Here is a 26,155-nt window from a genome sequence, read left to right as displayed (position 1 = left end):
GCGATTGCAATGGGGCAGCATACATTGCGACGCTGTCGGGGTCTCCAGGCAGGATCGACGGCGCCGGCCGATTTCCGCGAAACCAGGCGCTTTGGAATGAGACTGTGACGCCTGACAAAGGCACGCAATTGCCCAGCTTTTCCGCAGGACTCCACCAAAGCCTTGCTCCGGAACTACCCACTTGAATGGGCTAGCGTTTTCCTTAGCTTGGCAGGACTGGAAGGCCCCGACATCAGGCCGGGCTGTAGTGGGAGAACGCCATGACCGAAGGCCGCAAAATTCCTGCCGAGGCCGTTGATCTCTACACCCGCTTCATCCACGGCGAGATCAGCCGTCGCGCCTTTGTCAGCGGAGTCGGCAAGCACGCGGTTGGCGGACTTACGGCAGCGACGATCATCAACGCCCTGATGCCCAATTATGCCCTGGGGCAGCAGGTCCGGAAGGACGATGAACGGATCAAGGCCTCTTATGTGACCATACCCTCGCCCAATGGAAATGGATCCATTCGCGGCTATCTGGTCCGTCCCAACAGTGCAGACACCCGAAGCGCCACCCCGGCCAAGCTGCCGGGCGTCATCGTGATCCATGAAAACCGGGGCCTGAATCCTCATACTGAAGATGTGGCCCGCCGGTTCGCCCTGGAGAATTTCATGGCCTTTGCCCCTGACACCCTGACCTCCCTGGGCGGCTATCCCGGTGACGACTACAAGGGGGGCCAGATGTTCGCCAAGATCGACCGGGCGAAGATGACTGAAGATCTGGTCGCTGCGGCGAGGTGGCTCAAGGACCGCCCCGACTGCACGGGCAAGATCGCGGCCACCGGATTCTGCTTTGGGGGCGGACAATCCAATGCCCTGGCGGCCATCCTCGGCGAAGACCTGGCCGCGGCGGCGCCGTTCTACGGCTCTGCGACCCCGGCGGCGGATGTTCCCAGGATCAAGGCGGCCATTCTGATCAATCACGGCGCCCTGGATTCAGCCCTGGCCGCCGGCTATGCGGCGCAGGAAGCCGAATTGAAAAAGAACAATATCCGCTATGAGGGCCATCTCTGGCCCAATTCCGTCCACGGCTTCTTCAACGACGCCACACCGGAACGATACAACAAGGTGACCGCTCCCCAGGCCTGGACCCGGATGATCGAGTGGTTCAACACCTATACCCGCAGCTGATGCGATCCATGCTGGCCGGCCCGTCGAGGGTCGAGTCAGTCAGCGGCCCTTGTCACTAACGCAGGCCGGGGACATCAAAGCTCGCCAGGGCGCGCCGCAGTCCTTCGGCGTCCCCCTCGGCCTTGGCGCCACCTGTGGTGAGAAGATCAGAGAGATTCGCAGTGCCGGTCAGTACACGGACAAGATCGGCATAGGTGATTTCGAGGGTGTTAGCCGCACCCTTGCCCGATGTGGCGACCGAGACGCAATTGCGGATATGAAGGCCGGCAGCCTCGGCATCGGGGAACCTGAACCCGACATGCAGATCAATTCCGCTGGCCCGTTCCGGATCCAGCAGGACCCGCAGGAGATGAAGGGTTTCAAAGGGCGACTGGCCCAGCAGCTGCGAAGCACGGAGTCTGTGCTCGCGCAACTTGGACAGGTCCGTTGACCCGTCAAGGTCCCGGGCCCGGGTCAGACACCAGTTGCGGATGTTCATGGCGGTGGTCCGGCTGGCCAGATCGCGCAGCACGCCCGCAAGCAGTTCACGGTCCGCTGTCTCGGCGCCGGCCCGGGTGTTCAGCCACGAAGCCAGCTCGAGCGCCCAGCGCAGATCGTTCGAGGCCCGCGCCGCCGTGACCTTGCCACGGACGGCTTCGGCTCCACCGAGTTCGGCGATCAGGCGGCCAGCGCGCTCGACCGGCTCCAGGGGAAAGAGGCGCGAGGTGTCATCGTCGAACCAACCCCTGACACCGGCCGCGATCTGCCGCACATGGTGCTCGGCGACCCCGTAGAATTCCGAGGTGAGATAGTCGTCATCGAAACTGGCGGGCAGGACGATGGCGTGGGCCATCTGATCGGCGGTCAGACCCTTGTTCATGCCGCGCACCGTCTGATCCCAGAGGAACTGGATGGAGTCCCGATAGGCTGTCGCGCGGGCCACGGTCTGGGCCTTGCCAGAGATCGGCGGGCCATGCGCCCCGAGAAGGTGCTCGGGTTGGAGGCCGACAATATGGTCGATCCCTTGCAGCAGGACCTGCGGATCGCGGTAGGCCTCGCCGCGAATGGGGAAGATATTGAACAGGGTCGGCCAGACGAGATTCTGGATGCAAACGTCGAGATCGGGAAACCAGAAGGTGACGGAGTCGTCGGCGTCGGATGGGGCGTGGGTGATCTCGACGGTCAACCCCGCAAGGTTCAGCCGCTCGCCGCCCTTGAAGACCGCCGTCGGCGGGACATAGCCCGGCGTAAACGGGGCGTGTTCCGGGTTGCGGAAGTGCGAACCCAGCCCTTCATTGACCAGGGCGTCGGGCCCCTCCTCGGGCAACCTCAATCCGAACTGATGGATCAGGCCACGGGAATAGGCCGGTCCGATTTCGCTCGAGACGCGGGCAAGATTGAGCGGGATCCGCTCGTGACCAAGAATGGGGATGTCGGCGCCAGCCTCATCCAGGATCGCCCGTGTTCCGCCGATATAGTGGAAGTGGGTATAGAGCACGGCCACCACGGGCGCCTGGGTCTGCTGACGCAACTCAGCCAGGGCGGCGCGCATCTCCTCGATGCTCTCGCCGGTGTCGACAGCGATGATCCCCCCGGGCCCTTCCACAAATGTCTGGTTGGAAAGCCCGTTGCCCACGAAGGTCCAGACACCTGGCCGCACGGCATAGAACTGCTTGGCCAGTCGTGCACTGTGTTCAAGATTGCGGCGGTGGGTCAGTTGCCCCAGCGGTCCACTGACGACCACCGAAGGATCGGAATCGAAGCCACGCATTTCTGGGTCTCCCTGACTGCCCCACAGAACCGCAGATCGGGGCGGCTCCACACCTTTTCGTATCGCAGAACCCGTCTAGGAAATCATCCTTGCCAATTTGCGACGCGCGCGACAGTCCTTCGACAAGATCCCCAATGGCGCCGGGCTGTGGCTTATTTGGCCTTCCCCGGCATGGCGCCCGTACGCATCGGCTGGCTGACAGCCCCATTGGACGCGATGTCCCAGGCCGCAAACCGGACCCACTTGGCGCCCTTGGCCGGGATGGGAAACTCGAACCTGTGGCTGGCGAAGGGCGCCAGATCACGGGTCGGGATGACCGTACGCCGTGTCGTCTTGCCATCGCCCCAAACCATTTCGACGAATTCCAGCGGATAGGTCCATTCGACCTCTGCAGACAGCTGCTGGCCGCCTTTGGCAGGTTGCAAGGCCAGGTTCCGGATCAGGACCTCGCCAGTTGTCCAGAAGCTGTCGCCACGGGCGAGGGCCTGGATCACGGGACTGGGGTCAGTGGCCGGCGGGAGGGTCGGCAAACGAAGATAACTCACAGGCTGGCTGCCATAGATGTCATCGCCGGGGGCCATGTACCTGACCTCGGAAATGGCGGTGACAAACTTGAGCGGCATTGGACGGTCTACGGCCCAGTTGCTCATATCGTCCAGCAGGGGCCAGCACCTGAGTTCGCACAAACGCCTTTCGGAGCCATCCAGCCCCATACCCCAGCGCATACCGACCCCGTGATAGTGGGGGTCGTTGAAATAGGACTCTTCCCGGATGGCGTCAGGATACCCCGTTGACCCCTTGGTCCGGGGATGGGGCATGGAAATCAGTATGTCCTGTTCCTTGGCCATCTGCAGAAAGTCGGCGGCATCGCCAATGTGATAGACGTTTCCATAGGTCGGATGCGCTTCCTTGAAGGGCTGACCTGACTTGCGGCTGTCCCAGTAAACCGGACGGCTGAAGAGCAGGTCGGTGTGCCCGCCCAGAGGGCTGCCATAGACTTCCTGGTTGGCCATGACGAGGAAGTCCTTGTCCGAATGGATCTGGGCTCCCTTGATCGAAGACGCAGTGATCGGCAGCTGATCGGGGCGCACCCGCCCGGTCGGCGGCGGGGCATTGGGCGGCTGGAAGAAGACGGAGTCGATCAGGCTGACGATATTGATCCCCAGGGCCTTGAGGGCGACCAGATCAGGAACCTTTTCGTCAGGGCTTCCGGCATCCAGGAGCCTCTGCCCGAGATCCATGTGATAGTGGTGGTTCATCACCTGGTAGCCCGCCAGCGGCTTGTAGCGGTCGCCATGGGTGAAGCTCATTGCAGCCTCTCTGGCGCCCTGCCCTCCCGCAAGACTCGGATAGAGAAAGAGCGTCATCAGCTGATCCGTACCTGGCCGGGCGCTGTAGAGCGCCCAGTTGGCCTGGGCCTCGCTTGGATCCTCGTGTTCGTTCTGGCGGACGCCGATGCTGAAACTGGCTTCGCTGTCCTTGCGGTACCAGTTGTAGCCCATGTTGATCGCCACCTCCCGCGCCCAGAAGAATTTGTGAGGCGTGGGAAATGCTGCGATGGCGCTCGCACCCTGCTCTGCAACGATGATGCGATTGGCTGCCTCGAGGGCGACTGGCCCCTTGTTTGGCGCCCCGCCAAACCGATAGGCCTGCTGATCGCCCGCCGTGTCCCGCCAGGTCACTGAGGCCTCCGGGCCTGAACGGAATCCGGAGAGACCCGCATCAAACTTGTAGGCGACCCATTTTTCCTGGGTTGAGGCGATCACTTCCTGACGGATCAGATTGGTGCCCTTGAAGACAGTGATCTCGAGACGCCCGTCAAAGACCCCGAGTTTTACGCCAGGAAATGACGCGACGATCCGGCCGCCATCACGGCGGACAGAACAGTTTTCGATGCGGTACTCGATGGCTGCGCGCTTGATTTCCTGCGCCGAGCGCGGAAGGCCCGCCTGGTCTGTCCCCGGAAGACCTGCTCCGGGCGGAGGATTGCCGCTCATCTGCCGGCCTGGAACCGGGACCGCGAGATCCAGCGGCGCATCCCAGAAGGGGTCCCAGCGATACTTGTCCAGGACCTCCTGGGTGATGGGAACCTTCAGGTCCCGCAGGGGCTGAAGCTGTTGGTTGCTCATGCGGCGGACGCCGCTGACAACGCTGAATTCGGGACGCAGGTCGGACCCGACCACGACCCAGTCTCCCCCGTCCTTCCTGAGTGCGAGTTCCGCAATTCGCGGCTCTCCGGCGACGACCTGCAGCTTCAGTCGGCCGGTCTGACCCGCCTCACCACTCCACTGGAGGGTTACGTCTTCCGGGCCCTTGCTGACCTCAAATCCGTCACCCGGGCTGAACCCTGCTGTTTCGCAGACCAGGGGCGCCGCCATGGCATGACTGGCCAACAGGGCCGACCCTGTCAGGACCATACCAAGGACACGTCTCATAACGGGCAGGGATGTTGACATGGAGGCGCCTGAACAATGCTGGGAAGTTGGACCGGACCCGGACATTACGCCGGGCCCGGCCTGGTTGAGACCGATCAGAAGCGGAACCGAAGACCCGTTGAAATGTAACGGCCGGTCCGGTCAAAGGCGGTGCTGGTGGGAGAGGAGAAGCTGGTGGGGTTGCTCGTCACCACCGGCGGATCCTGGTCGAGCAGGTTGGTCACCGACAGGAAAGCTTCCTGGTCACCGCCCATAAGCTTCAGGCGATAGGTCGCCGTTGCATCGACATAGCCGATGGCCGGAGAACGGTTGTCATTGGTATCCTTGCCCTCAACCTTGTCCGGATCGAACAGGGCCTCGGAAATGTACCGCTGCTGCACGAACACCGACCAGTTGTCCTTGGAATAGCGAGCCTGGAGTGAGCCCCGCAATTTCGGGAAGTTGGCGGTCCCCAGAGACGTGTTGCGGGGTGATCCGGGGGCCTGGCTTATGCCCTGAATGGACTTGTTCAGCAGCAGGCGGATGGAGGCCTCGCCTCCCATGAATTCATGGCGATAGGCTGTTTCGAAGTCGAAGCCTGCCGTCTCCTGAACGCTAAGGTTCAACTGACGGGTATAGATGAGCAGGGTGTTCTGTGGGGTCACGGAGAACTGGTTGCACAGCAGCTGGTTACCCGCAGCGCACTGATCGAGGGTCTGCTGGGCGGTCAGATTGCCGATCGCGTCCTCGATGGAGATCTCATAGTAGTCGAGGGAGGCCTGAAGGCCGGGCACGAAATCCGGACGGTAGACGATCCCATAGGTCAGGGTGGTCGCCCGCTCAGGCTTCAGATCCGGGTTGCCCGACGAAATGGTCAGGGCCTGGGTCGTCTTGCCCTTGTAGATCTGGTTGTTGCTGTTCTGGGTCGCTGAGTTGAACAGCTCCAGAATGTTCGGGCCGCGGATATCCCGGGACTTTGTCAGGCGCAGACGGATCTGGTCATTGACCGCATAGTTGAGGCCATACTTCCAGGTCGTGACGCCTCCGGACTGGCTGTAGTCAGCATAGCGGGCCGCAAGGCTCAGGCTCAGTTCCTTGACGAAAGGCCTGTCCTTCAGGAGGGGAGCGCCGACTTCGGTATAGGCCTCCTTCACATCATAACTGCCGGCCAGGGGCAGGGGATTGAAGAAGTTGAACGAGCCCGGACGCCCTTGCTGGGAGGCGGGCGCTCCGCGAATGCCTGTCACGTCGGTGACCAGGGGCGACAGGGCGTCGACGGTCTGGTCAGCAGTCTCCTTGCGATACTCACCACCAAAGGCGACCTCAATCGGGCCGGCTCCGAAATTGAGGGTCTCGCCGAGATTTCCGCTGAAGTTCACCGCCGCAACAGTCTGCTCAAGGGTAAGGTACTTTACGGAGTCGCCGATCACATACCTGATGGCCGCAGCGCTCGGAGAACCCTCGCCAAAGAGGTTGAGGGGCACGCAGCCTGCATCAAGTCCGGACAGGGTGGACCGGCAGACAATCTGACCATTGGCCGGGTTCACCACGGCGTCGGCCGCGGCATAGAGACGCCGGTTGATTGTCAGATTGTTCTCACGAAGCTCCTGTTCGGTGCGGCCATAGGTGACATAGGCGTCGAACTTCCAGTCATCAGTGATCTTCCCTTCGGAACCGAAGGAAAACCGCTTCATGTCCGAGATGGTTTCAATCTGCACGACGGGGAAGTCACGCTCGTAACGCCCCATGGTGAAGGACTGGATATTGCCAGACACCATGCGCGCCAGGACAGCGGCCGGCAGGTAGGCATTGTCCCGGAAGATCGTGAACTGGCTGGCGGAACCGGTGTGCAGGTTCACGAAATTGTCTGACGTCACGTGGGAATTCGAAAGCATTCCCTCCGCAAACAGTTTCACGTTGGGGGTAAGTTCGAAATCCAGGTGACCGAAGGCATTTGCCCGGAACTGGTCGGGACTGAAGCCGATATTGATCCGGGCGCCGTCGCCGCCGCTCTGGAAGGTGGTTCCCACAATGCTGCCGGGCACAAAGGTCGAGGTCGCGCCACCGGGCAGGAACTGGGTCCCCCTCAGTGTGCTGTTGGTGATGAGGCCGCCATAGGTGGCGACGCCGTTACGTATGTCAGACACCACCAGGACTGCGGGCGAGCCGCCTGCCGGGTTGGGAAGCTGTCCGGCGGCCTTTTCGAACCAGTCGCGGCCAGTATCTTCAGTCGGGCCGAGACCCTTCTGGCTGGCGACTTCGGCGCTGGCCACGAAGTGGAGACGGTCGTCCATGAAGCTGCGACCAAAGGTCAGGCTGGCCTGTCCGCTGGGCAGGTCGCCATAGGTTGAAACCCCTGCCTGAACTTCGCCCTTGAGGCCTTCAAAGCGGGTGTCGAGCACGAAATTGACGACCCCGGCCACGGCGTCCGAGCCATAGGCTGCAGAGGCGCCGCCCGTCACGACATCGACCCGCTGGACCAGGCCCTGGGGCAGGATGTTGATGTCAACAGATCCCGACGAATTGGTCGCCACCAGCCGGTGGCCATTGAGCAGGACCAGGTTCCGGTTGGGACCCAGACCGCGCAGGTTCAGAAGGTTCTGGCCGTTGGTGCCGCCGGTGGCCGCCGTCGTCGGGTTTTCTGACCGCGTGCTGGCATTGAAGGTCGGCAACTGTGTCAGGGCGTCGGCCAGGTTGCGCGGAGCTGCGCGCTTGAGGTCCTCAGCCGCCGTGGCCGTCACCGGCGTAGGCGCCTGGAATCCACTCTGCTGAAGGCGGGTTCCGGTGATGACAACCTCATCAACGGCGGTGTCCGATGGGCTTGCCGCGGCTTGAGCCATGGCGCTCGTGGCCGGCAGAATTTGTGCGGCCATGGCCAGGGCGGCAAGGCTCGCCCCGGTCTTCAAGGCGCGATGACGCGAAATGGTGTTCAACATTGTGGTTTCTCCCCCTGTATTTTCTTGGGGCGGAATAGAGGCCCCTGTCTGCCTGAGGTCAACAGGTTCGTTTTGGCGCAGGTCGGATACCCATGCATGGGCAGGTGATTGGGGTATCAGGCGGAATGCCTGCCTGAAAAAATTGCCAACGGCCCTTGCGACAGGGCGCCGGGGCCTGGCGTCCTGAGCAAAACATCGGCTCGGATCCCTTGGTCGCCCCTTGTACTCATCAAGCGCTGGGCATAAGGCGGATCAGCCATTCGCCGGGCGGGGCTGGAGCGTCACCTGGCTTCAGCAACGCCGCAGATCTGACGGCGAGTCGTGTGTTTGCCCCCGCTCCTGGCGCTCTGGATGATGCTATGAACCGTAGAAAACTCATGGGTTTGGTCGGCGCCAGTGGAGCTACCCTGGCTGCAGCAGGACCAGCTCGCGGATTGCCGACGCCAGTTCCCCAACGGCCGCCGAACATCATTCTCATCCTGGTCGATGACCTGCGTTGGGATGAATTCGGCGCGGCCGGCCACCCATACCTGAAGACGCCAAACATCGATCGTCTGGCCAGGGAAGGCGCGACATTCTCGAATGCATTCCACGCGACCCCGCTATGTTCGCCAAATCGGGCATGCATTCTCACCGGGCAGTACACAGCGCGTCATGGTGTTTACAACAATGCCAGCCGGGATGCCCTCAGCCACCTCCTGAGGACCTTCCCGCAGGATCTTCAGCGTGCAGGCTATGCGACGGCTCATGTGGGCAAGTGGCATATGGGCAATGATCCAACGCCGCGACCGGGCTTTGACTATTGGGTCAGCTTCCCTGGGCAGGGGCGGATTAATGACCCGAAAATCTATGAGAATGGTCGCCTCGCCACCGTGAAGGGGTATGTCACGGAGATTCTGACAGATCGGGCGACAGGGTTCATCAACCGCCAGAAGGATGATTCCAGGCCGTTCTTCCTGCATCTCGCCCACAAGGCCGTACACCCGGACGCCATTCAGAGGGATGATGGCTCCGTGGATACGGAATATGGAAACCGCTACATCCCGGCTGCAAAGTACAAGGACCGATACAAGGATCAGATCTTCCCAAGGCAAAGCATCAGCAAGACCGCGGCTGAGGGCACGCTTGGCAGCGCAATGGTCAAACGGTTTCTTGATAGAAAGCAATCACCAGAAGTGGTCCGCGAGTTTGGACCCATTCTGGATCCGGGAACCAGCGAACAGAGCATTCGGGATCGGGCGGAAATGATCCTGTCCGTCGATGAAAGCCTGGGGAATATATATCAAGCACTGGTTGAAGCAAACCAGCTGGATAATACCGCAATCATTTTCACCAGCGACAATGGGTACTTCTTTGGTGAACACGGCCTGAGTTTAGAGCGCAGACTTCCCTATGAAGAATCCATAAAGTCTCCGCTTCTCGTCCGATACCCTGGTGTCGTTAAGGAAAACTCGCGGATCGAATCCCTTGTTTCCAGTGTTGATTTGGCGCCGTCCATACTTCAGATCGGCAATGCGACCATAGGAGACCATGTCCAGGGAATCTCCTTTGCTCCACTACTGTCCCGGAAATTTGGAGTTCCCAAAAGAAGGTCAGAGGTCCTGATAGAAAATTTCAGCGACGACTTGCCATTCACCTGGCTTCTGGATGCTGATTACAAGGCCATTCGGACAAGTGATTTCAAGTACGTCCACTGGAACATGTCGCCGGAACTGGACGAGCTCTACGACCTCAGGGCCGATCCCAGGGAACAGGTGAACATCATCAAGACGGCAGCTGGTCGAGCCAGAGCGGTAAGGCTCAGGGATGACCTGGCGAAACTGGTCCGCGCATCAATTTCTCTGTAGGTCGCCGCCCACAAGCATGGGTGCATTTGGCAAGCGCCATGCCTTGCGAACCACTGGGCAGGTCTGACCTGATACTCTCCTTCGGTGCCACCCACTTCTGGGATGGCGCAAATCCCCGACCCGTCCTCGTGCAGGCGCGCCTCAGAGGCCGCGAATAAAATGAACTTGTTCATTTTATATCCAGGGTGCTAGGCTTGAGCCGTCCACATTGGAGGAATGAGCATGTCTGGCGCAGAAATTATCGATCGGGCCTTCGCAGATAAGTTCCTGCGGGCCGCAGACGCGCCCCTCGACTACGGGGTTTACCTGCTCTTTCATGACTGGTGGGCGGAAGCTCCACAAAAGGCCATCGATGCCTATAGTCGTGAGCTCGCCTCCATTCCGGAGGCCGCGCCTTTGCTGGCCAGCCGCTACATCTCAGAGCCTTTGTCCCTGGATCGTCTGGCGGAATGCGCGCCGGGTACGCTCGGTCACGCCTACCGGCGCTTCATCCTGGATAACAAGCTGGAAGCAAACCTCGGGCGCAACTATCGCAGGTTCAATGAGGAGCTGACCAGTTCCGGCAAGCTGGACCGGCTGCCGCCAGACCTCAGCTACATGATGGTGCGCGGTTTCCAGATCCACGACTTCCTTCACGTCCTGACGGGCTATGAGGCGACCAACTGGGGCGAGCTGGCCCTGGCCGCCTTCTATCTTGCGCAATTGCGGTTCCCCTATCACGCCATGCGGGTGGCGGTGACCGCAGCCCACATGGCCTTTGTCAGGCCTGGCCTCATCGTCGACGCCATGGATGCCTTTGTTGATGGGTGGAGCTATGGCCGCAGCGCCCGCAACCTCAACTTCGAGCGCTGGGAGGACGAGCTGGATACCCCCCTCGAAGTTTTGCGCGCGAGAATGAACTTGAACCGGGAAAAGTTCGCCGCATAAGGGGCGCATGGCCCGTCGACCGGCGACAGAAGCGCAGAAAAAAGCCGCCCGTCGCCAGATCCAGAAGGCGGCGGCCAGCTTCTACGCGGAGCATGGCGCCGCCGCGGTCTCGGCCCGGGCGGTCGCACAGCGGGCTGGCGTCAGCGTCGGAAAGATCTACGCCCATTTTGGCAGCCTGCAGGGGCTCATGCAGTCGCTGTGGATGGAGCCTATTGAAGCCATCAATGTGAAACTGTGGGAGATGGCTGCTGAGATCACCGATCCGGTCCAGCGGTTGAGAGCCCTGCTGAACGCCTATGTCGAGATCGCGGTCACCCGCCCTCAGCTCTTTCGTGGCGCCTTTCTCTTTGTCCGCCCGGAAACAATGCCCAGGCCTGACCGCGAGCCCCTGGACGGCGCCCCCTTCGCAAGCTTGCTGATCTCGACGATCGGTGAGGGCCAGGCCCTGGGGGTCCTTAAGGAAGGCGACCCCCGGAAACTGGCCCAAATCGTCTGGGCCGGCGTCCACGGGTGCCTCGCCCTTCCGGTGAACCTTGATCGCCTGGACTTCATCGAGCCCGAAGGGCTGGCTGCGCAGATGATCGACATCCTCCTGCGCGACCTGTCGGCCTGACACTCCCGCCGCTGCAGCGGGCTAGTGGCTAAGGCGAGGCGCCAGAATTCATAGGGAGGGCGCAATGAGACGGGTTGCCGTGACTGCGTGGCGGTGCTGCCAGTCAGGCGTCGAGTTGTCTCCGCCTAACGCAGTCTTGACCTGAAGAAGGCCTTGACCACGTCGAAGGCCTCACGCGCCTCAGGGACCCGGATGTCATAGAAGAAGGCATGGCGCCCTCCCTCCCAGACGTGCAGGTCTGCGGCGACGCCGGACGCCACGAGCTTGCTGTGCAGATTGACGGCGCTGCTCATGGCGAAATCCCGGGTTCCGGTAACAACCAGGGTCGGCGGAAAGGCCGCCAGGGTTTTGCCATCCCTGGCGGGATAGGCATCGGGGTCCGTCAGGGAGACGCCTCTGAGGTATCCTGAAGTCGGCGGCGAGGTCGGCGCCGGCCTTGCCTCGGCGGGCCGTTCCCCATCGCCAAGCAGCATGCCGATGATCCGCGAGTCCCCGCCCATGCCGGAATCGGCGCCAGCACAGAAGATGCCGGCAGCTCCCGGCCGGGGAAGTCCGTGATGCTGGAACCAGGCGAGAGACTGTGCGGTGAGCAGGCCCCCGGCAGAGCAGCCAAAAACACCAACCTTCCGGGCAGGTGTGGTCTTCAGGACTTCCCGATAGACCGCCGCCACATCCTGGGTCGCCGCAGGAAATGGCGCGACCTGAGCCAGGCGATAGTCGACGCTGATGACCTTGAAGCCGGTAAGGGCCGCCGTCGGAATGGCCTCAAGCCCACCGCACTCCACAAAACAGCCGACAAAGCCGCCACCGTGCAGGTTGATCAGGACCTTGTCCCTGTCAGCGGGTTTGACCCCGCCCCTGGGCGTATAGACCAGAACCTTGACGCCCCCGATGACCTGCGGGGAAATTGCTACGGCATAGGCAGCCTTGGTTCGCTCCAGCCGCGGCCCAAACAGGGCCGCGTTGAGGTCATCAATGGATTTGCCCTTGAGCGTCCGCTCGGTGAGGATGTGCTCGACGCGGGATGCATTGCCTTCCGCGCTGTAGAGGTTGCTGCTCGGGACCTCCATGGCCGGGATCGATGTGGCGCCATTGGGCGCGACCTCAATCTGTTGGGCGAAAGCCACCGAGGTCGCGCCGGCCAGGGCCGTGGCGAAAGCGGCGGATGTAGGGACCGCCATGCGTCTGAACGAAAAAAACCGGTTCATCGGGTTATCCCTCAGCTGGAGTTGGCGGAGGCGCGGCAGGGCCGCCCATGAGGCGGCCTGCGCCCAGGACAAGAATCGGCACGATGGCTGCGACAAAGATGTTGTCGATGTGGAACGGGTTGCCCAGCAGGTACCAGGCGGTGGTGGCGAGACCACTGGCGACCAGTGCAGTGATCGCCGATCTGGGTGACCCGACAAAGGGCAGGAAGACGCCGATCAGGGCGACGATGGCAATGGAAAGCCGCAGGGCCCGCGTAAAGAACGAAAGCTCCAGGATGTGCGGTGCGAAAAAGACGCAGATCAGTGGCGTCAGACCGACAGCCAGCGACACATAACGGGTGGCCTTCAGCTCGGCCTCAGGGCCAGGCTTGCGCCAGGGCGTATAGAAATCCCGCATGACCAGGGCTGTGGTCGCCAGAGCCACCGTGCTGACACTGACCAGAACGGACGCCACCAGCGAAACCGAAACGATAGCCGCCAGGGGCGCCGACATTTTCGAGATGAAGACCGGGAGCGCGAAGAGGCTGTCCTGGTCGGGGTACAGATATCGAGCCGCGACGCCGATAAAGGCCAGGGCAAAGCCCAGCGGAAGACAGAAAAGCGCCGACAGGAGAACAGAGGTGCGCGCCGACGACGTATCGCGGTTGGAGGCGATAGCCTGGACGATGTACTGCGTCGAGAAGATCGCCCCGACAGTTCCCACAATCCACGCAAATATGGTCGGGGCGCCGATCGTGCCGTCGAGGGTGAAATAGTACTGCGGCAAGGCCGCGTGCATGGGTGTAATCCCGCCCGCAAGCCTTGCGGCGACCGCCACCAGAATTGCGATCCCGGCCAGTTTCACGATGCTGTGGAGCACAGTGACATAGGCAATGCTCTTGAGACCGCCAAAGACGTAGTAGACGGCGCTGAAGGCGGCGATGATGAAGGCTGCGACGGTAAGGTCTACGTGCAGGGCTGATTTCAGGACGGCCGCGCCGCTCAGATAGTTTCCCACATTCACCAGCAGCAGGGCGTAGATCATGATGATCGACACCACGATACGGGTTCCATTGCCGAACCTCTGCTCGATCAGGCCCGATATGGTGTGCTGGTTGGAATTGTAGATCTGGCGCGCAAAGAAAAGACCGAGAAGCAGGAAGCCGATCGAGGCTGCGACCACGGACCACCCTGCGGCAATCCCTTTTTCAAAGGCCTCCTGTGCAGTGCCGACCGTGGATTTGGCGCCGATGAATTCCGACATCAGCAACACGCCGATGACGACGGCTGGAAGCGTTCGCGACCCGACCATGAACTGGGCGCTGGTCTTGCTTCGAAGAACCCAGGCCCACACGCTCGTCAGCAGGATATAGACGATGATCGAACCTATGATCATTGCTTCACGCATATAACTTGCGGTCATCTGGACCTCCCTTTGGTCGGTGTAGCCCGACCCTTGTTTGCTGGTTACTCTGCGAGATCGCGCATCACTGAAATCAGGTCGCTCTTGCCCTCAAAGCCGATGCCCGGCAGCTCAGGCATGACGATGTGTCCGCTTTCCACCCGGACACCGTCGGGGAAGCCCCCATAGGGCTGGAAAAGGTCCGGGTAGCTTTCGTTTCCGCCAAGCCCCAGGCCGGCGGCTATGTTGAGGGACATCTGGTGGCCGCCATGGGGAATGCAGCGCGCGGGAGACCATCCGGCCGTGGCCAGGACATCGAGGGTCCGCAGGTATTCAACAAGGCCGTAGGACAGGGCGCAGTCAAACTGCAGCCAGTCGCGATCGGGGCGCATGCCGCCATATCGTAGCAGGTTGGCTGCGTCCTGATGGCTGAACAGGTTCTCACCCGTGGCCATGGGCCCGGGATAGAACTCGGCCAGTACGGATTGCAGGTGGTAGTCCAGCGGGTCGCCCGCCTCTTCGTACCAGAAGAGCGGATAGTTCCGGAGAACCTTGGCGTACTCTATGGCTGTGAGCGTATCGAACCGCCCGTTCGCGTCGACCGCCAGCTGGGCATCTGATCCGATTTCCGCCAGGACCGATTCAATTCGACGGGCGTCTGTCGCCAGACTTTCGCCGCCAATCTTCATTTTCACGACATTGTAGCCACGATCGATATAGCTACGCATCTCGGCCCGCAGGGCTGTATCGTCCTTACCCGGATAATAGTAGCCTCCGGCTGCGTAGACGAAGACCCTGGGGTTGGCCTCGCGCCCTTTTCTTTCCGCCAGCAGCCTGAACAGGGGCTTTCCCGCAATCTTGGCTACCGCGTCCCAGACCGCCATGTCGATGGTGCCAACGGCGACCGACCGTTCTCCGTGACCTCCGGGTTTCTCATTGGTCATGAGGGCCGCCCAGATCCGGTGCGGATCCAGGTTCTCACCGGTTTCATCAAGCAGGGTGGCAGGATCGGCTTCCTTGATCCGATCGGCAAATCGCTCCCGGATCAAGCCGCCCTGCCCGTACCGGCCATTGGAATTGAAGCCATACCCGACGACACGACGACCATCACGAACGACATTGGTGACCACCGCAACGAGGCTGGAGGTCATCTTCGAAAAGTCGATATAGGCGTTCCGGATCGGTGAAGAGATGGGCTTGGTGACTTCGACAATGTCGACAATACGCGGGGTGGTCACGAGACGTCCTTCTGGAATTTGGGCCCACCGCTCACGAGAGCGAAGCGCCGCCGCAGATGAGAAGCTCCTGGCCGGTAATGGCGGATGCTTCGGGGCTGAGAATAAAGGCTGCCAAAGCCGCGATCTCGTCGGGTTCGATGTATCGGCCGATGGGCGGCACCACAGGCGCCAGGGTCCGCTTGGGGTCGACGAGCATTCCCGTCGCCGTCGCCGCCGGAGCAATGACGTTGGCGGTCACCCCGGAGGGCGCCAGCTCGATGGCCCAACTGCGGATCAGGGCCGTCACCGCCGCCTTGCAGGCGGCATACTGACTCTTGCCTCCGGCGCCGGTGCTCGTCCTGCTTCCTATCGCCAGGAGACGGCCGCCGCGGGGCATGGCGGGAACCAGTCGCTGGGCGAGCAGAACCAGGGCCTGGACGTGGATCGCCCACATTGACTGGCCATCGCCCGGATCCAGGGATGCGATGTCACCCGTCCGCATGAAGCCAGCAGCGTGAACCAGCCCGGCTATCGGCGGAAGGCGTTCAAGAAGAGCGTGAATCTGGGCGGGATCTGTCAGATCTGCGCCGAATTGCAGATAACCTGACCCAGCCTCAGCCGACGCCACAAGATCCACGCCAATCACCTGACGCCCCTCGCGGACAAGCCGGCTGGCGATGGCCGCGCCGATGCCGGATTGGCTTCCGGTCACCAGGATGGCGCCGTCAGGGATGCCGGACAGGGTCACGCCCTAGGCCGCGGTACGCTGGACCAGGCCCGCGCCCTTGACGGCCGCTGCGATCCTGACCAGCTCCTGTTGTGACGGCGCGATGGTCGGCGCCCGAACAGTTCCGCTGGTGAAGATACCCGCCGCCGCCATGGCGGCCTTCATGCAGGCATGAGCTTCACCCGTGGGTTCGCCATCGCCATAGACGGCCTCCTTCAGCGGATCGATCATGCCCTGGATCCTCATGGCCTCGACCAGATCGCCCCGGGCGACCGCCTCGAGCAGGTCCTGGATCAGGTTGGGAATGAGCGATGCGAAGCCCACCAGAGCGCCGTCGACACCCTGGACCAGGGAGGCCAGCAGGTATTCATCGTGGCAGGTCAGGAGGGCCTTTTCGGGCGCCGCTGCCCGGATGGCCTTAAGGTCCCGGGCGTACTTGTTCATCTCCCGGGTGCCGATCTTGAAGGCATGGACATGATCCATCCGCGCCAGTTCAGCAAGAAGCTCCGAAGAAAAGGAGGCCTTGGTCCAGGCCGGATAGACATGAACCACAAGGGGAAGCTGGCAGGCGTCGCCAATGGCGGTGAAATAGTCGATCACATGCTGGGGCCGGAAACCAAACCTCAGCCAGTGGTGCGGCGGCATGATGTCGAGGGCCGAAGCGCCGGCCTCCTTTGCCTGACAGGCTTGATCTATTGCATCGATGATCCCCTCGCAGACGATGGAGGAGATGATGGGCACCCTCCCCTCGACGGCAGCGACCGTGATCCGCGTAACCTCGACCCGCTCTGCCGGCGTCAGGGAGAATACCTCCCCGGTATGTCCGTTGGTCATCAGCGCCTTGATGCCGCGCTGCCCCGAGAGCCATTTGGCGAAGCGGGTCAAACCGGCCGCATCGATGCTGAAGTCGTCAGCGAACGGGATGGCGATGGCGGGGATGAGTCCCTTGAGGTCGAGGGTATGCGGCACTGGGGAGAACTCCGGGATTGCAGGTTAGGTGACGGATCGCTGGGCGGCCATGCCGCCCGAAGCGCGAAGAGCGAGGGAAAGCCGGGCGGCGGCGTCGCAGGTGAGATCGCGCGCATCGCCGATGAAGTCTTCAAGGCTCCGGCCAAAGGCCGGGGCTGCGGCGCTGATCGCGGCGATCGGCACGCCATCAATGTCCGTAATGGGCGCTGCAATTACCCGAAGGCCGGTGACGGTCTCCTGGTCGGATACAGCATAGCCGGCGGCAGTCGCCTTCGCGATTTGCCCCAGGATCTGGTCAACATCGATCAAGGTCTGGTCTGTCAGCCGTCGCGGCGGCGCTGACTGAAGGATGGACCGCTGGATATCCACCGGCATGCGGGAAAGTATGGCCCGACCGATTGCTGATGAGTAGGCCGGCACCCGGTTGCCGACACGGATGTCGACGGCAAGCCGCTCAAGTCCGGCCTGAATTCGTTCGATATAGACCACCTCATGGCCGTCGAGCACGCCAATCGAAGCGGCCTCCAGCCGGTCATTGACGATGGCGCGCAGGAAGGGCCGGCCCAGGCTCCGAAGGTCGGACCGCGCGATGGCGTTGAAGCCAAGCTCCAGGCACTTGAAGGTCAATCGAAACCGTCGGGTATCCTGGACCCTCTCGACATAGCCGAGCATGACCAGGGTGTTCAGGAGCCGGAACGCTGTCGCATTGTCCAGCTTGGCCGCCCGGGCGATGTCAGCCAGCACCATTTCACAGGCGTCCGGACCAAAAGCCTCCAGGACCGAGAAGGCCTTGCCGACTGATTTTACGATGTTCTTCTCTTCAACCATGATCGCCCCTGCTGTGCATGTCTCGAACGCTCCGAACTGAGCCCTTGAGACTCTCCTATGATAGGGCAGCTATTTGACGTGGTTTTGGAAGAACTTGAAAATCTGAGGCAGGGCCTGATCAAAGGCGCTGGCGTGAGTGCCGCCTGCAACCTCGACATACTCGGGAACAACACCACCGGCGCGCAGGACGGCGACCGCATCCTTGACCCGATCGAGCATGCCCAGTTCGTCACGGTCGCCGACGACAGCCATGATCGGCGTTCTGGCCAGGCCCGGCACATCCTCCGGAAGGACGCCGCCATAAGCGCCCGGCGCCAGAGCCGCCCAGCGATCCGGATAGCGACCGCCTATCCACCAGGTTCCGCCGCCGCCCATGGAATTGCCGGTCAGATAGCGCCTGTGAGGATCGATATTGTACTCCGCCTCGACCAGGGAGGTGACATGCAGGACGTCATCCTCACTGCGTCGGCGACGATCGGCTTGTTCACCGACGATCGCCCTGCTGAAGCCTCGTTGCGAGCCGTAGGCGCTGTTCAGCCGATAGCCCAGGGGCGTGACGACGACAAAGCCCTGGGCCTCGGCGAGCTTTTGCATGTTGGCGCCATTGCGGCCCAGCATGTTTGTCTCGTCGAGATTGGCGCCATGGAGCGCAACGATCAGAGGCCATTTCCGGTCAGGCGTCCAATTGCTCGGAACATAGACCTGGTAGGGAACAAGTTCTCCGGTTTCCGGAAAGCGGTAGGCCCTGGCCTGCAAGCCCCTGGCGCGAAGGACAGGATCACGTCCTGCCTTGAGCCCTGCAAGAATGCGGTCTGAATTCGCCATGGCCGCTGGAAAGTCATAGGAGACGATCTCCCTCTTTCCGGCGTTCAGGGCGACCGCAAGTTCGAAGGGGTATTCGGCGATGGCCTTGGCGGCGGCATGGCCCTTGATGCGCCCCAGGCTTACCTTGAGCGCCGCTGCCCGGGCTGGAAGATTGCGGACGAGATAGACCGGTTGGACCACCCGCCCGGTCGCTCCGTCCGACGCCGAAAGGCTTGCAACCAACAGATAGGCGCCATCCGGGGCGCTGCCCAACTGAACGGGAAGTGACTGCTTGGACCCAGGTCCAATTTCCCCGGAGGCGACAGTCCGCAGGCGTGCGCCGAGTTTGGGTGTGGCCGAGGTCGTCGGTTCACTGGCGTACAGGTCGACAACATACTTCGCGCCGCCGCCTGCCTCGGCGGGATAGGCCTTCTCAAGGAATAGTGGATCTCCCTTCCCGCTCCAAACCGGAGCGGCGGACCGGAGGGACAGGGACCCGACAAGCTCCTGACCAGATGTCCACTTGCGTCCGTTAAGCAGGGTTACAGCTCGCCAGATGGTGCGCTGCGCCTCGCCCCCGACCTGCCCTTCAGCCTGCTTCATGAGGGTGTCGACCTGGGTGGTGATGTCCGGCGTCAGCCCTGGCGCAGACTTCAACTGCGACACAGTCTGGGAAAGGACAAACAGGGGCGGCCTGAACGCCAACCGCCACTCTGCCGACTGCTGGACCTGAGACGCCTTTGCGGCGGACTCGTAGTCGAGCATGGGAGTCTGGGCCATTGACCCCGACGCCATAGCCGCCAGGAGCAGGACGGAGGCCAGACCCGCAGTCTTCAGATGCCTGTTCATGTCCGATCCCATCTGTCGCCCTAGAAGCCGAACCGAACGCCAAGCTTGAAGGTCTGCCCGACATAATCGTACGGGTTACCGCCAAGGTTGATCGCCGCGATCGCATAGGCGGGCGGCTCGGTGTCGAGCAGGTTGTTCACGTTTGCGAAGACCTGGTAGTTCCGGTCGCCGTACTTGAAATCATAGGCGCCATTGAGGTTCACATAGGCGAGCGCCGGGAATGTATTCTTGTTGATGCTGTTCGAGAGGGTCGGCGAATAGCCCGCCTCCCCTGGTCCGACAAACAGGGCCGAATAGCGGATTTCCGAGAAGGCCCGGACCTGGACGCCAAGGCTGAGAGCGTCGAGACGATAGTTCAGGTAGGCCGCACCGACCCATTTTGGCGAGCCAGCCTGCACCCCGGCATTGTCGACCGTCACGCCTGTGGGGCCTGGCCGGTCGGTTGTCTTCAGATGCCGCAGATTGGTGGCGAACACGGTAAGGTCGACTGCGCCAGGCAGGTTGAGGGCTGACAGGTCAGTTTTGTAGCCGAACTCATAGTCCACGCCGTCCGTATCCAGCACCGACTGGTTGAAGGGTTGCACGAAGACCTTGGAAATGCCGAAAGCCGAACTGTCGAACTGGATGGCCGCACAATAGCTCTGAACGCCCTGGAAACAGCGCGCCAGAGTGTCCGTAGCGGACACCGAAGCGATCACGTCGCTGACCTTGATCTTGTAGTAGTCAACCGAGAAGCGGGCGCCAGGCAGGAAGCCGTCGCGCCCCTGGAAGGCGACGCCGAAGGACGTGGTTTCAGCTTCTTCCGGCGTGAGCGCCGAGTTGCCGGTGGTCTGGACCGGCAACCTGGATGATTGTCCGTTGAAGGGATTGACGAAGGAGCCCGTCGCCGAAACGCCGCCGATCAGGAAGAGGTCCGACAGGGACGGCGCGCGGATATCCTGGGAGCGCGTCGCCCGGAACCTCACGCCGGAAATCGGCTCGTAGGTCCCGCCAACCTTCCATGTCGTGACATTGCCGCTGATCTTGTAGGCGGTACGGCGTACTGCGGCGTTGAGGCCGAGGGAATCAATGCCCGGGAGCTCCTTGAGGAGCGGAATTTCGAACTCGGCGTAGGCTTCCTTGACGGTCTCACGACCTGAATAGGTCTTGTTGTTGCCGGAAGAATAGAGGCCGAGGATCTGCAGGGGGTCTGCCGTCTGACGGAGACTGTCCTTGCGGTACTCGGCTCCAATGGCGAAGGATAGCGGCCCCGCTGGCAGATCCCAGAGTGCGCCCGTCAGGTTGATCGCCAGGTCCTGACGCAGGATCTGGTTCTTTGTGTACTCGATGCCGGCCACATAGTCCTTGGAAGCGGCGGACATGTTCCCAACGCCGAAGGGATTCAGGGGCACGCAACCGGGTTGGACATTGGCCACAGTGATCGTGTTCGTAAGCTTGTTGGCGGCGAAGTTTGGATTTGTCGCAATCGGGCCGCAGACGATGTTTCCGCTGGCATCCAGAACGGCATACTCCGCGGCGGCCAGATTGGCTTCACGGGTGCCGTAAACGTGGGAGTCGATCATCGAGTTGCCGTAAGTATAGCTGGCATCCCAGTTGTACTTGTCGAGCAGTTTGCCCTTAACCCCGGCAGAAACCTGGTAGGTCGAATAGCGGTTGTCCCCGGTTGTGCCCAGCCACTCGGTATCCACCCGGCCCATGTCGAACTGGGTGATGTTGTTGGCCGCCATCAAGGCCTTCATTGAGGCCGGCAGGTAGGGGTTGGACGCCAGGACAGTGAGGGCAGGCGTCTGATGATACTGGGACTCGGAGAACACGCTGCTCTCGGCGTAGGAAGCCTGCAGGAAGACCGTCGTCGAATCGTCGATATCGTAGTCAGCCTTCACCAGAGAGGCGAACTGGGTCAGCGGTTGCTTGAGCTGCCACTGGGCGATCGGGGTCGCAATTGGATTGCTGGATGAATTGATCATCAGGTTGCCGAAAACCGGACCCCGGACCAGCTTAAAGGTGCTGCCATCGGGGTTGAACGCCAACTGATTGAAAACGGTCGAAGCGCCGCCCGTCGTCGTCCTTGCGGTGTTGATCACGCCGCCGGGCGTCTGGGTGGCGTACTCAACGCCATTGGCCCAGCCGAAGGCTGGCGTCCCCGCGGGGCGGGTCGCCCCGAATGAAATTGCATTGCCCGAGTTTCCGGGCTCCACGGCCGACCAGTCACGGGTGTAGATATTGCCCATGCCTTCGTTCTTGTTGTAGTCGGCGCCCGCTACGATGCGCAGACGATCCCCAAGAAGGGAGAAGCCGTCAGCAAGGCTGAGGCCGATCTCAGTATTGTCGCCATAGCGGGACTGACCACCATAGACCGAGCCGCGAAGACTGGTGATCTTGTCCTTCAGGACAAAATTGACCACGCCGGCGACGGCGTCAGAGCCATAGGCTGCAGAGGCGCCGCCGGTCACCACTTCAACCCGCTTGATCATTTCCACGGGTATGATGCTGGTGCTGGTCGTTCCCGCCGCATTGGTGGGCACGGGTCGCTGGCCATTGATCAGGGTCAGGGTGCGCTGGCCGCCAAGGCCGCGGAGATTGGCCAGGCTCTGCCCGGTGGAAATTGACCCGGTGTTGCGCTGCAGCTGATTGGGGCCGGAGTTGTTCCTGAAGGCAGGAAGCTGGGAGATGATGTCATCAACTGACGACGGGGCTGTCTGCTTGAACTGATCAGCATTGAGCACCGTCAGTGGCGTCGGTGAGGTCATCCCCGCGTTCTGGATACGCGTGCCGGTGACGACGACTTCATCAACGGTATTGGCCGCCGCCGCGTCAGCAGCGAACGCGCTGACACTCCAAAACATGGCGACTGCACTGACGCCCGAAGCCAAGAGACACTTCCTTGCCGAATTCGTCATTTTGTTTCCTCCCCGATTCTATTGTTCGGATTACGAACTTTAATTCGCCATATGAATAACAGTATACCGCTCAGCCTGGCAAGGGCCTGTTGGAATGGCCCTTGCCAGGGTCGCGAGACACCTGTGAATCTTGGAATTTGAGGCTCCGATTACCCAGGTGGTCTGGGATTAGGCGCAGGTGTTGGCGACAAGCCTCATGCGCCTCTCGTCGACCAGAACCACTTCGTGTGGCTGTAGTTAGCCCAAGGTCTGAAGCGCCAGGTCTGTTGAGCCCACGATGTCACTTTGAAGTATTTGAACTGACATGATATTCAGACCGCAAGCTTCTGTCTTCGCCCGGAGACCGGGCGTTCGAAAAGTTGCTTCCAAACATGAAATCACTGCCTGAATCACTCGGCCTGGAGCCTGTGGCGCCGGTGCTGATCATCGAGGATGAGACCCACGCCGTTCCCCTTGCCGGAGCATTGGTCGCCGGTGGCCTCTTCGCCCTGGAAGTCACCCTTCGCACCCCCGCGGCACTGGCCTCTATTGAGCGTATCGCTGCAGAGGTCGAGGGTTGTGAGGTCGGCGCTAGAACGGTGCTCAACCGACATATGCTAGACGCCATGAAGGCGGGCGACTGGCAGCGGATCAACTCCCTGTCGCGTGAGGCTTCCCGACTGAAGTGAGACTCGCCCAATTCTCCAGCCAAGGCTGATCACCTCGAGAAATGCCTGCCAGGCCCAACAAAATTCCAGGAACTTCGACGATATACCCCATGACCCAAACCCTGCCTGAACTCCTGCGTGCCAATGTCCGGTTCCTTGGAAGGATACTTGGCGATGTCATCCGGGCAGAGGACGGGGATGAAGTTTTCGCGCAGATTGAAGCCATCCGGCAGGCCTCGGTAGACTTCCATCGCAAGGGAACGGGCGCTTCGGCCGAGCTGGTGGCCGACCTCCTGGAGGGCTTGAGCCTGCCGGAGACCGTTCGGTTTGCGCATTCCTTCGCCTGCTTCCTGCAGATCACCAACATTGCCGAGGATCAGATCCAGCGCCGTCGCGGGCGGGCCGGAGACTCACGTTCCGATACGCTTGCGGGCGCGGTCCGCGCCCTGGCGTCGGAAGGGGTTGGGCTTGAGCAGGTTCTGACCCTTCTGGACGGCGCCCTGGTGGCGCCAGTCATCACCGCCCATCCCAGCGAAGTTCGCCGCAAGAGCGTGCTGGACCGCCAAGGGGCTATTGCCGATGATCTGGACGCCCATGACCGGGCAAGGTCTGATATCGAGCGTAAAAGCCTTGAGCGTGACCTGATCCGCCAGGTGGCGATCTTCTGGCGCACCCGCCTTCTGCGCAATGTGAAGCTGGGCGTCGACGACGAAATCGAGAACGCCATCTCCTATCTCGAGCGCAGCTTCCTGCCCGAGCTGCCGCGCATGTACGCTCACTGGCGGGAAGTTCTGGGTGAACCGGGTCGGTTGCCCGGGTTTCTTCGGGTGGGATCCTGGGTTGGCGGCGACCGGGATGGCAATCCCAATGTAACCGCCGCCGTCATGCGCCGGGCCATGGCCCGTCAGTCCCGGGCGGCGTTACGCAGCTATCTCGACCAGATTCACGCCCTCGGCGCAGAACTTTCCATGTCGGCGGGTCTGACTGTGGTCTCTCCAGCATTGCAGGCCCTGGCCGACGCCACGCCCGACGACTCCCGCCAACGGGCGGACGAACCCTATCGCCGAGCGCTCAGCTACATTTATGCACGCCTCGCCGCCACCTACGAAGATCTGACTGGCGAGCCCGCAGCGCGGCCCGCAGCCGGCCATGCGCCCGCCTATGAAGCTCCGGACGCCCTGCGTGCAGATCTGGAGACAATCCTCGTTTCCCTGCTGGAACACCATGGCCAGGCCTTTGAAAGAGGCCCGCTGCCGGATCTGATCCGGGCTGTTGAGATCTTCGGTTTCCACCTCGCCCGCCTGGACTTGCGGCAGAACTCGGCGGTGCATGCCCGGGTGGTGGCAGAATTGCTGAAGGGCGCCGGCGTCTGCGGCGACTATGAGGCCCTGGACGAGGACGCCCGCTGCGATCTGTTGCTCAAGGAACTGTCCCACGGCCGACTGCTGCATACGCCCTTCGCCAGCTACAGCGAGGAAACCGGGCGCGAGTTTGCGATCCTTCAGGCCGCCGCCGACATCAAGGCGCGATATGGCCGGGACTCCATCCGGGCACACATTGTCTCCAATACGACCTCCGTTTCAGACCTGCTGGAGGTCTATGTCCTGCTCAAGGAAGTCGGGCTGTTCTCGCCAGGCGAAACGCCCCATACCCAGGTTTTCGCCGAGCCCCTTTTCGAAACCATCGCCGACCTGCGCGCCGCACCAGCAATCCTTGGCCGCTATTTCAGTTTCCCCCTGATCCGGAAACTGGTTGAACCCGTCGGCATCCAGGAAGTGATGATCGGCTATTCCGACTCCAACAAGGACGGCAGCTATCTCACCTCAACCTGGGAACTGCACCAGGCCTCCCTGGCCCTGGCGGAGACTGCGAGGGCGGCTGATCTGCGGCTGCAACTGTTTCACGGGCGCGGTGGCGCCGTCGGTCGGGGTGGCGGCTCAAGTTTCGACGCCCTGCTGGCCCAGCCTCCAGGCACTATCGGCGGCCGCATCCGGATAACTGAACAGGGCGAGGTGGTCGCCAACAAATACGCCGATCCGGAACTGGCGCGGCAGAGCCTTGAGACCCTCGCTTCAGGGGTGATCCTTGCCTCCCTGCGCAAGCCGCCCAGCTCGGAAGCGGCCGCACCGCACGCCGCAGCCATGGACAGCCTTGCCCGGCAGGCCATGGGCGCCTATCGCGCCCTGGTCTACGAAACGCCCGGCTTTGTGGACTATTTCTTCGGCGCCACGCCCATCAGCGAGATCGCCGACCTCAATATCGGCAGCCGCCCCACTTCCCGTCAGGCCAAGCCCAGTATTGAAGGCCTGAGGGCCATCCCGTGGGTCTTCTCCTGGTCCCAGTCGCGCACCCTCCTGCCCGGCTGGTTCGGCTTTGGGTCAGCTGTGGCGAAGGGCGGGGTTTCCATGGGTCAGCTGCGGGATATGCACAGTTCCTGGCCGTTCTTCTCGTCCGCCCTTGCGAATATGGAAATGGTGCTGGCCAAGGGAGATATGGCCATTGCCGGGCGTTATGCCGGGCTGGTGGAAAACAGGTCTCTGGCTGATCATGTTTTCGGAGAAATCCGCGCCGAATGGGATCGGACACATGAAGCCCTTCTGGCCATCACCGGCCAGAGCCGACTGCTGGAAGCGAACCCCGACCTTGCCGCCGTCATCCGCTCGCGCCTGCCCTATATCGATCCGCTGAACCATCTCCAGATCGAGCTCATTCGCAGGCGCCGGGCGGGCGATGATGAGCAGGCCGTGCGCGAAGGGATTCACCTGACGATCAACGGGATTGCAGCAGGACTGCGCAATACCGGCTGACGGGTGCTGTTCCCAATCAGACTGAGAGGACGGCTCTCGGGTTACCTCCCTGGAGGAGCCCGTAGGCGCTCACCATCTCACTCCTGAACCCAGGATTGGTCGCGATGGTGCTGATCGCGGCCAGCGGCCTCACCTTTGACGAAGTCGCCGCCATCAGCGGCG

At 61.9% G+C, this 26,155-nt stretch carries 17 protein-coding genes; 6 read left to right on the top strand and 11 right to left on the bottom strand.

Annotated features, from left to right (window positions below; all coding sequences use genetic code 11):
* Positions 1-260: 260 nt before the first annotated feature.
* Positions 261-1,169 (top strand): carboxymethylenebutenolidase, encoded by a 909-nt coding sequence (locus CFE28_04130; protein ID OYU69261.1) that lies wholly within the window; start codon positions 261-263, stop codon positions 1,167-1,169.
* A 55-nt stretch (positions 1,170-1,224) separates the two neighbouring features.
* Here CFE28_04130 and CFE28_04125 read toward each other — a convergent pair whose 3' ends face one another.
* The 3 genes from CFE28_04125 to CFE28_04115 form a co-directional block, all read right to left on the bottom strand.
* The gene (locus CFE28_04125; protein OYU69260.1) at positions 1,225-2,919 is read right to left on the bottom strand and encodes a hypothetical protein; all 1,695 of its coding nucleotides are present in this window, start codon (positions 2,917-2,919) and stop codon (positions 1,225-1,227) included.
* A gap of 152 nt (positions 2,920-3,071) precedes the next feature.
* On the bottom strand, positions 3,072-5,336 hold the full coding sequence (locus tag CFE28_04120) for a hypothetical protein (protein ID OYU69259.1): 2,265 nt from the start codon (positions 5,334-5,336) through the stop codon (positions 3,072-3,074).
* Positions 5,337-5,449: 113 nt separating this feature from the next.
* On the bottom strand, positions 5,450-8,269 hold the full coding sequence (locus CFE28_04115) for a hypothetical protein (GenBank protein ID OYU69258.1): 2,820 nt from the start codon (positions 8,267-8,269) through the stop codon (positions 5,450-5,452).
* 359 nt (positions 8,270-8,628) lie between these two features.
* On the opposite strand from CFE28_04115, the gene CFE28_04110 reads away from it, so the two are divergent.
* The 3 genes from CFE28_04110 to CFE28_04100 all read left to right on the top strand — a co-directional run bounded on the left by CFE28_04110 (position 8,629) and on the right by CFE28_04100 (position 11,656).
* The gene (locus tag CFE28_04110) at positions 8,629-10,116 is read left to right on the top strand and encodes a hypothetical protein (protein ID OYU69257.1); all 1,488 of its coding nucleotides are present in this window, start codon (positions 8,629-8,631) and stop codon (positions 10,114-10,116) included.
* Between the two features lie 216 nt (positions 10,117-10,332).
* Positions 10,333-11,043, top strand: a complete 711-nt coding sequence (locus CFE28_04105) for a hypothetical protein (GenBank protein ID OYU69256.1) — start codon at positions 10,333-10,335, stop codon at positions 11,041-11,043.
* 7 nt (positions 11,044-11,050) lie between these two features.
* A complete protein-coding gene (locus CFE28_04100) occupies positions 11,051-11,656 on the top strand; it encodes a hypothetical protein (GenBank protein ID OYU69255.1) in 606 nt (201 codons plus the stop codon).
* 125 nt (positions 11,657-11,781) lie between these two features.
* Here CFE28_04100 and CFE28_04095 read toward each other — a convergent pair whose 3' ends face one another.
* From CFE28_04095 to CFE28_04060, 8 genes are all read right to left on the bottom strand, one after another.
* A complete protein-coding gene (locus CFE28_04095) occupies positions 11,782-12,864 on the bottom strand; it encodes an alpha/beta hydrolase (GenBank protein ID OYU69254.1) in 1,083 nt (360 codons plus the stop codon).
* Between the two features lie 4 nt (positions 12,865-12,868).
* Positions 12,869-14,266: a sodium:solute symporter gene (locus tag CFE28_04090; protein ID OYU69253.1), complete on the bottom strand. Its 1,398-nt coding sequence runs from the start codon at positions 14,264-14,266 to the stop codon at positions 12,869-12,871.
* Positions 14,267-14,310: 44 nt separating this feature from the next.
* Positions 14,311-15,483: a mandelate racemase gene (locus tag CFE28_04085; GenBank protein ID OYU69252.1), complete on the bottom strand. Its 1,173-nt coding sequence runs from the start codon at positions 15,481-15,483 to the stop codon at positions 14,311-14,313.
* Positions 15,484-15,514: 31 nt separating this feature from the next.
* On the bottom strand, positions 15,515-16,204 hold the full coding sequence (locus CFE28_04080; protein OYU71543.1) for an oxidoreductase: 690 nt from the start codon (positions 16,202-16,204) through the stop codon (positions 15,515-15,517).
* Between the two features lie 9 nt (positions 16,205-16,213).
* Positions 16,214-17,158 (bottom strand): dihydrodipicolinate synthase family protein, encoded by a 945-nt coding sequence (locus CFE28_04075; GenBank protein OYU69251.1) that lies wholly within the window; start codon positions 17,156-17,158, stop codon positions 16,214-16,216.
* 24 nt (positions 17,159-17,182) lie between these two features.
* A complete protein-coding gene (locus CFE28_04070) occupies positions 17,183-17,986 on the bottom strand; it encodes an IclR family transcriptional regulator (GenBank protein ID OYU69250.1) in 804 nt (267 codons plus the stop codon).
* A 69-nt stretch (positions 17,987-18,055) separates the two neighbouring features.
* Positions 18,056-19,651 (bottom strand): hypothetical protein, encoded by a 1,596-nt coding sequence (locus CFE28_04065; protein OYU69249.1) that lies wholly within the window; start codon positions 19,649-19,651, stop codon positions 18,056-18,058.
* Positions 19,652-19,659: 8 nt separating this feature from the next.
* The gene (locus tag CFE28_04060; protein ID OYU69248.1) at positions 19,660-22,539 is read right to left on the bottom strand and encodes a hypothetical protein; all 2,880 of its coding nucleotides are present in this window, start codon (positions 22,537-22,539) and stop codon (positions 19,660-19,662) included.
* A 371-nt stretch (positions 22,540-22,910) separates the two neighbouring features.
* On the opposite strand from CFE28_04060, the gene CFE28_04055 reads away from it, so the two are divergent.
* Positions 22,911-23,207, top strand: a complete 297-nt coding sequence (locus tag CFE28_04055) for a hypothetical protein (protein ID OYU69247.1) — start codon at positions 22,911-22,913, stop codon at positions 23,205-23,207.
* A gap of 89 nt (positions 23,208-23,296) precedes the next feature.
* Complete coding sequence (locus CFE28_04050; protein OYU69246.1) at positions 23,297-25,993, top strand: phosphoenolpyruvate carboxylase; 2,697 nt, start codon at positions 23,297-23,299, stop codon at positions 25,991-25,993.
* The last annotated feature ends 162 nt before the right edge of the window (positions 25,994-26,155 follow it).

Source organism: Alphaproteobacteria bacterium PA2 (assembly GCA_002256425.1).
Lineage (GTDB): Bacteria > Pseudomonadota > Alphaproteobacteria > Caulobacterales > Caulobacteraceae > Phenylobacterium.
The sequence above is the reverse complement of the archived record's forward strand: the minus strand, read 5'-3'. Positions and strand labels throughout refer to the sequence as shown.

What these genes read in the sequence shown, in the direction of transcription:
- CFE28_04130 (OYU69261.1), top strand. Translation starts at nt 261, where the DNA reads ATGACCGAAGGCCGCAAAATTCCTGCCGAGGCCGTTGATCTCTACACC.
- CFE28_04125 (OYU69260.1), bottom strand. Translation starts at nt 2,919, where the DNA reads ATGCGTGGCTTCGATTCCGATCCTTCGGTGGTCGTCAGTGGACCGCTG.
- CFE28_04120 (OYU69259.1), bottom strand. Translation starts at nt 5,336, where the DNA reads ATGGTCCTGACAGGGTCGGCCCTGTTGGCCAGTCATGCCATGGCGGCG.
- CFE28_04115 (OYU69258.1), bottom strand. Translation starts at nt 8,269, where the DNA reads ATGTTGAACACCATTTCGCGTCATCGCGCCTTGAAGACCGGGGCGAGC.
- CFE28_04110 (OYU69257.1), top strand. Translation starts at nt 8,629, where the DNA reads ATGAACCGTAGAAAACTCATGGGTTTGGTCGGCGCCAGTGGAGCTACC.
- CFE28_04105 (OYU69256.1), top strand. Translation starts at nt 10,333, where the DNA reads ATGAGCATGTCTGGCGCAGAAATTATCGATCGGGCCTTCGCAGATAAG.
- CFE28_04100 (OYU69255.1), top strand. Translation starts at nt 11,051, where the DNA reads ATGGCCCGTCGACCGGCGACAGAAGCGCAGAAAAAAGCCGCCCGTCGC.
- CFE28_04095 (OYU69254.1), bottom strand. Translation starts at nt 12,864, where the DNA reads ATGAACCGGTTTTTTTCGTTCAGACGCATGGCGGTCCCTACATCCGCC.
- CFE28_04090 (OYU69253.1), bottom strand. Translation starts at nt 14,266, where the DNA reads ATGACCGCAAGTTATATGCGTGAAGCAATGATCATAGGTTCGATCATC.
- CFE28_04070 (OYU69250.1), bottom strand. Translation starts at nt 17,986, where the DNA reads ATGGTTGAAGAGAAGAACATCGTAAAATCAGTCGGCAAGGCCTTCTCG.
- CFE28_04065 (OYU69249.1), bottom strand. Translation starts at nt 19,651, where the DNA reads ATGGGATCGGACATGAACAGGCATCTGAAGACTGCGGGTCTGGCCTCC.
- CFE28_04060 (OYU69248.1), bottom strand. Translation starts at nt 22,539, where the DNA reads ATGACGAATTCGGCAAGGAAGTGTCTCTTGGCTTCGGGCGTCAGTGCA.
- CFE28_04055 (OYU69247.1), top strand. Translation starts at nt 22,911, where the DNA reads ATGAAATCACTGCCTGAATCACTCGGCCTGGAGCCTGTGGCGCCGGTG.
- CFE28_04050 (OYU69246.1), top strand. Translation starts at nt 23,297, where the DNA reads ATGACCCAAACCCTGCCTGAACTCCTGCGTGCCAATGTCCGGTTCCTT.